A 5,589-nucleotide genomic window follows, 5' to 3' on the forward strand; every position below is an offset into this window, starting at 1 on the left:
CCTCCGGCGCCGTGCCGAGCGCCGCGAAGGGCATCCGCACCCGGGCGTCGTCGGCCATCAGGACCATGTCGGCGTGCAGCCGGATCGTCGCGCCGAAGCCGACGGCAGGCCCGCGCACCCCGGCCAGCAGCGCGGTGAGCACCCGGTCGAGCAGCCAGTCCGCCTCCTGCATCGCGGGCGTCCACTGCTGCAGCAGGTGCTCGGAGAGGTGCACGTGCACGGGGCCGTCGGGCTCCGGCTCCATGAACGTCCCCATCCACCACGCGTGCGTCGCGATGTAGCGGTAGGCGTCCGGAGCCATGGGCTCGTCGGACGTACGCACGGGCAGGGCGGGCACCACGCGGCTCCCGGGGGGTCGAGGACGGCAGGCCCCTCATTGTGGAACGAGGCCCTCACCCGCCGTGACGGCACCCCCTCACGGCAGCCATTCGCGCACCTGACCGAGCACTCCGGGGGCGTCGTTCGTGACCGGCGTGACCTGGAGGTGCGTGACCCCCGCCTCGTGCAGCGCGGCGATCCGCTCGCGCACGTGCCCGGCCGGTCCGATCAGCGTGGACCTGTCGATGAAGTCGTCCGGGAGCGCGGCCGCCGCCTCCTCCTTGTGCCCGTCCAGGTAGAGGTCCTGGACGATCTTGGCCTCGTCCGGCCAGCCCTGGCGCTGCATCACGGTGTTGTAGAAGTTCTTGCCGCGCGCGCCCATGCCGCCGATGTAGAGCGCGAACATCGCCCGGGCGGCCCGGCGGGCCGGCTCCCACATCTCCTCCTCGAGCGCGAGGAAGCCGCCGCCCGCGATCTGCAGCGGGCCGAGCGCGGGGTCCCGCTTGGCCAGCCCCGCGGCCAGCGGGGCGCCGAACGCCTCCTCCATCCGCTCCGGGACGACGGCGTGCGGCAGCCAGCCCTGCGCGAGCTCCGCGGTCATCTCCACGTTCTTGTCCCCCAGCGACGCGACCCAGATCGGGATGTCCGCGCGCCTCGGATGGTTGATCAGCTTGAGCGGCTTGCCCAGTCCGGTGCCGCGCTCCGCGGGCAGCGGGATCTCGTAGAGGCCCCGGTGCTCCACCTTCTCGCGGCGCCACACCGAGCGGCAGATCTCGATGACCTCGCGGGTGCGCGCCACCGGCTTGTCGAACGGCACGCCGTGGAAGCCCTCCACCACCTGCGGCCCCGACGTGCCGAGCCCCAGGATCGCCCGCCCGCCGGACAACGCGTCGAGCCCCGCCGCCGTCATCGCCAGCAGCGACGGGGTGCGCGTGAAGATGGGCAGGATCCCGGAGCCGATCTCGATCCGCGAGGTCCGCGCCGCCAGGTAGCCCATCACCGACACCGCGTCGTAGCTGTAGGCCTCGGCGACCCACACGACGTCGAGCCCCGCCTTCTCCAGCTCCACGATGCGGTCCGCCCCGGCCACCGGGTCGTCGGAGTAGGGGAGCTGCGTCGAGAGCTTCATGACAGCGATGCTGTCACGTGGGGGTTGACCGACGCCATCGGTGTCTGATTTGTCTGGTGTTGATGTAGTAGGGCTGCTATTTTCCGTCCGGTTGGCACGACGAGAGGGGGGAGTGCGATGACGGTGGCGAGTGACCTGGGGGCGGGGCCTGCCGCGGCGGCGGTGACGGGGCCGGCCGTGCGGATCCGCGATCTGCGGATGACCTACGGCGACAACGCCGTGCTGCGCGGGCTCGACCTGGAGATCGGGCACGGCGAGGTCGTGGCGCTGCTCGGGCCGAACGGGGCGGGCAAGACCACGACCATCGAGATCCTGGAGGGCTTCCGGGCCCCGTCCGGGGGCGAGGTCGAGGTGCTGGGCGTCCAGCCGGTCCGCGGCGGCGAGCGGTGGCGGGCGGACATCGGCGTCGTGCTGCAGTCCTGGCGCGACCACGCGAAGTGGCGTGTCGCGGAGCTGCTGGGCCACCTCGGCGACTACTACGCGCCGTACTCCGAGCCGGAGCGCCCCCGGCCGGTCGCGGTGGCCGAGCTGCTCGGCTGGGTCGGGCTCACCGACCGGGCGGGCCAGCGGATCGGGTCGCTGTCGGGAGGTCAGCGACGCAGGCTGGACGTGGCGATCGGGCTGGTGGGGCGGCCGCGGCTGTTGTTCCTCGACGAGCCGACCGCGGGGCTGGACCCGCACGCCCGGCAGGAGTTCCACGAGCTCGTCCACCGCCTCGCGGACGTCGACGGGGTGACGATCCTGCTCACCACGCACGACCTCGCGGAGGCCGAGAAGCTCGCGGACCGGATCCTGATCCTCGACGGCGGCCGGATCGTGGCGGACGGCAGCGCGGCGGCCCTGTCGCGCGAGGTCGCCGGGCACACCGAGGTCCGGTGGTGCGCGGGCGGGGAGCGGTCGGTGCACGGCGCGCCGGACGACGCGGCGGCCGTCGCGTTCGTCCGGGAGCTGTTGGCGGGGCCCGGACCCGAGGTCACGGAGCTGGAGGTCCGGCGGTCCTCGCTGGAGGACACCTACCTGGCGATGGTGCAACGCAGGGAGCAGGGGCGATGAGGGGACTGCGGCTCGGGCTGCGGCGGGGCTGGATCACCTGGCGGGCCGTGAACACCACCCGCGAGGGGCTGGCCAACACGGTGTTCTGGAACCTCGTGCCGCTGGTGGTGCTGATCCTGCTGCGCAACCAGCAGCTGGAGGGCTTCGGCGTCTCGGCGACGGCAGCGCTGCTGCCCGGGATCATGGCCATCACCGTGGTGTTCGGGGTGATGGGCATCGCCTACTACCTGGCCAACGAGCGGGAGGACGGCACCCTCCTGCGCGCCAAGGCGACGCCGGGCGGGATGCAGGCCTACGTGATCGGGCTCGTGGTGGTCGCGGCGCTCGACGTCGCCGCCGGGCTGCTGATCGTCGGCGTGCCCGGCATGTTCCTGCTCTCGGGAGTGCCGGTGGGCAGCGCCGTGCTGTGGCTCGGCCTGCTCGGCTACCTGGTTCTCGGCCTGCTGGCGTGTCTGTCCGTGGGGCTCCTCATCGGCTCGGTGGTGAAGAACCCGCGCACGATCGGTGGCGTCGGGTTCCTGGCCACCGCGGCGTTGTCGGCGCTGAGCGGGTTGTTCTTCCCGGTGCAGGTGCTGTGGGGCTGGGTCCAGGTGCTGGTCCAGCTGTTCCCGATGTACTGGCTGGGGCTCGGCCTGCGGTCGGTGTTCCTGCCCGCCGAGGCGGCCGTGCTGGAGCTGGGCGGGAGCTGGCGCACGGTGGCGGGACTGCTGGTGCTCGGCGGCTGGGCCGCGGTCGGGTTGGGGCTCGGGCCGGTCCTGCTGCGCCGGATGGCCCGTCGGGAGTCCGGCTCGCGCGTGGAGGCCCGCCGCGAGGCGGCGCTGCAGCGGGCCTGACGGTCGTGCCGATGACCGCAGACGGCGAGCAGGACCCGCGGATCCACAACCGCATCGCCATGCTGCGCGCCGAGCGCGGCCTCTCCCGCCGCGAGCTGGCCGACGCGGTCGGGGTGCACTACCAGACCGTGGGATACCTCGAGCGCGGCGAGTACAGCCCCAGCCTGCACCTCGCGCTCCGCATCGCGGAGCACTTCGAGGTGCCGGTCGAGGCCGTGTTCGCGGTCCGGCCGTTTCCGAGGATCGGTGTCCCGGAGCGCCCGGCGGGCTAGCCGGCAGGGTCCTAGACCGTCCGCCGGTCGCGGCCCGCCCAGTAGGGGGCCCGGAGGTCCTTCTTGAGGATCTTGCCGGTAGGGTTGCGCGGCAGCTCGTCGACGACGTCGAGGCCCTTCGGGCACTTGAACGCGGCCAGGTGCTCCCGGCAGTACGCGAGCACCGCCGCCTCGTCCACGCCGTCGGGCGCGACCACGACCGCGCGGGGCACCTCGCCCCAGCGCTCGTCCGGCACCCCGATCACGGCCACGTCGGCGATCCCCGGGAACTCGGCCAGCACCCGCTCGACCTCGGCCGGGTACACGTTCTCCCCGCCGCTGACGATCATGTCCTTGATCCGGTCGGTCACGTAGACGTACCCGTCGGCGTCCAGGTGCCCGCCGTCGCCCGAACGCAGCCAGCCGTCCGGGGTGACCGCCGCCGCCGTCGCCTCCGGCTGCTGCCAGTAGCCCGCCATCAGCTGGTCGGTGAACACCCAGATCTCACCGGGCTCGCCGGTCGGCACGGGCTCGCCGGTGGCGGGGTCCCGGACCTCGATGGCGCAGCCGTGCAGCGGCACCCCCGCCGACACCAGCCGGTGCGCGACCTCGGGGTTCTCGTGGTCCTCGGGTGGCAGGGCGGTGACGGCGCCGCTGGCCTCGGTCATCCCGTAGACCTGGTGCATCCGGCCGGGGAAAAGCGGCAGGCACGCGCGCATGACCGGCAGCGGCATGGGCGAGGCGCCGTAGGACAGCGTGTGGATCGCGCTGAAGTCCCGCTCGGCCACCCCGGGCACCTGGGTCATCGCGCCCAGCAGGGCCGGGACCAGGAAGGTGTGGGTGACCCGCTCCTCCTCCAGCTGGGCGACGACCGCGGCGGGATCGGGCATTCGCAGCAGCACCGTGTGGGCCCCGTTGGCGATGGCGAGCATCGCGTACGAGGTGCCGCCGACGTGGAACAGCGGCATCGCGACCTGGACGACCGCGTCGGCGTCGACCTGGAAGCTCTGCGCGGCGTTGTGGGCCAGCGCGAGCATCGCGGCGTGCGTGATCATCACGCCCTTGGGGAAGCCGGTGGTGCCGGAGGTGTAGAGCTGCACGAAGCAGTCCGCCGGGTCGACCTGCGCCGGGCCCTGCTCCGGCTCGTGGGCCGCCAGCCAGGCCTCGTACTCGTCCGTGCCGATCGTCCGGCGCAGGGTCGGGACCCTGTCCGCCAGGCCCGCCGCCGCGGCGGCGAACTCCGGCCCGACGAGCAGCAGCCGCGCGCCGGCGTCGTTGACCACGTAGACGATCTCGGGCGGCGCGAGCCGGAAGTTGACGACGACGTTGGCGGCCCCGATCCGCGCGCAGGCGAGCGTGAGCTCGAGGCAGGACGGGTGGTTGAGGTCGAGCACGGCGACCCGGTCGCCCCGCTCGACCCCCTCGGCGCGCAGCGCGGCGGCGAGCCTGCGGACCCGCTCGTCGAGCTCGGCCCAGGTGTGCCGCACCTCCCCGAAACGCAGCGCCTCGGCCTCCGGCCGCTCGGTCACCCAGCGGGCGAGCAGGCCCGGGACGTCGGTCACGGCAGGGCTCAGGGTCATCGGGTCTCCTCGACGGTGAGGGTGAGCTGGACCACAAGGTATCGGGCGGTGGACCGGATCAGAAGCACGAATCGGGCGGGTAGAGGATGGGGCGGAACGACGAGGGGAGCGGTGTGGAACCCGACGGCAGCGGGCGCATCCGGGTGGAGGGGCTGGCCAAGCGGTTCGGCCCGGTGGAGGCGGTCCGCGGGCTGAGCTTCACGGTGGAGCCCGGCGCGGTGACCGGCTTCCTCGGCCCCAACGGGTCCGGCAAGACCACGACCCTGCGGGCGATCCTCGGCCTGGTCCATCCCACGGCCGGGTCCGCGCTGGTCGAGGGCGTCCCGTACGCGCGGCTCGCCGCCCCGGGCCGGGTCGTCGGCGCGGTCATGGAGGCCCAGGGCGTGCACCCGGCGCGCACCGCGCGGCGGCACCTGCAGGCCTGC

Annotated in this window: 6 protein-coding genes and 1 pseudogene; 4 read left to right on the forward strand and 3 right to left on the reverse strand. The window is 73.6% G+C overall.

The features are described 5' to 3' along the window. Together H5J29_RS19050 and H5J29_RS19055 are read right to left on the reverse strand one after the other, a co-directional pair. A pseudogene (locus tag H5J29_RS19050) lies at nucleotides 1-301 on the reverse strand (hypothetical protein); the annotation flags it as partial. Nucleotides 302-415: 114 nt separating this feature from the next. Beyond that, nucleotides 416-1,447, reverse strand: coding sequence for an LLM class F420-dependent oxidoreductase (locus H5J29_RS19055; protein ID WP_181782361.1), 1,032 nt, complete (start codon nucleotides 1,445-1,447; stop codon nucleotides 416-418). A gap of 117 nt (nucleotides 1,448-1,564) precedes the next feature. Here H5J29_RS19055 and H5J29_RS19060 point away from each other — a divergent pair, with 117 nt between their 5' ends. From H5J29_RS19060 to H5J29_RS19070, 3 genes are read left to right on the forward strand one after another with little or no spacing between them, the layout of a single operon-like run. Continuing rightward, nucleotides 1,565-2,500: an ABC transporter ATP-binding protein gene (locus H5J29_RS19060; protein ID WP_181782363.1), complete on the forward strand. Its 936-nt coding sequence runs from the start codon at nucleotides 1,565-1,567 to the stop codon at nucleotides 2,498-2,500. Further along, entirely contained in the window at nucleotides 2,497-3,333 is an 837-nt protein-coding gene (locus H5J29_RS19065; RefSeq protein ID WP_181782365.1) for an ABC transporter permease, read from the forward strand. Before H5J29_RS19060 ends, H5J29_RS19065 begins: the two co-directional genes overlap by 4 nt. 11 nt (nucleotides 3,334-3,344) lie before the next feature. Continuing rightward, on the forward strand, nucleotides 3,345-3,605 hold the full coding sequence (locus H5J29_RS19070; protein WP_181782367.1) for a helix-turn-helix transcriptional regulator: 261 nt from the start codon (nucleotides 3,345-3,347) through the stop codon (nucleotides 3,603-3,605). An 11-nt stretch (nucleotides 3,606-3,616) separates the two neighbouring features. Here the strand turns inward: H5J29_RS19070 and H5J29_RS19075 are convergent, their stop codons facing one another. Next, entirely contained in the window at nucleotides 3,617-5,164 is a 1,548-nt protein-coding gene (locus H5J29_RS19075; RefSeq protein WP_181782368.1) for a long-chain-fatty-acid--CoA ligase, read from the reverse strand. Between the two features lie 113 nt (nucleotides 5,165-5,277). On the opposite strand from H5J29_RS19075, the gene H5J29_RS19080 reads away from it, so the two are divergent. Beyond that, nucleotides 5,278-5,589 (forward strand): ATP-binding cassette domain-containing protein (locus H5J29_RS19080; RefSeq protein ID WP_312858308.1); only part of this gene is annotated, 312 nt, incomplete at its 3' end.

It is taken from the genome of Pseudonocardia pini (assembly GCF_013870575.1).
Taxonomy (GTDB): Bacteria; Actinomycetota; Actinomycetes; order Mycobacteriales; family Pseudonocardiaceae; genus Pseudonocardia; species Pseudonocardia pini.

Bases quoted from the DNA above. Each gene is read 5' to 3' on its own strand.
- H5J29_RS19070 (WP_181782367.1), top strand. From the start codon at position 3,345: ATGACCGCAGACGGCGAGCAGGACCCGCGGATCCACAACCGCATCGCC.
- H5J29_RS19075 (WP_181782368.1), bottom strand. From the start codon at position 5,164: ATGACCCTGAGCCCTGCCGTGACCGACGTCCCGGGCCTGCTCGCCCGC.
- H5J29_RS19065 (WP_181782365.1), top strand. From the start codon at position 2,497: ATGAGGGGACTGCGGCTCGGGCTGCGGCGGGGCTGGATCACCTGGCGG.
- H5J29_RS19060 (WP_181782363.1), top strand. From the start codon at position 1,565: ATGACGGTGGCGAGTGACCTGGGGGCGGGGCCTGCCGCGGCGGCGGTG.
- H5J29_RS19055 (WP_181782361.1), bottom strand. From the start codon at position 1,447: ATGAAGCTCTCGACGCAGCTCCCCTACTCCGACGACCCGGTGGCCGGG.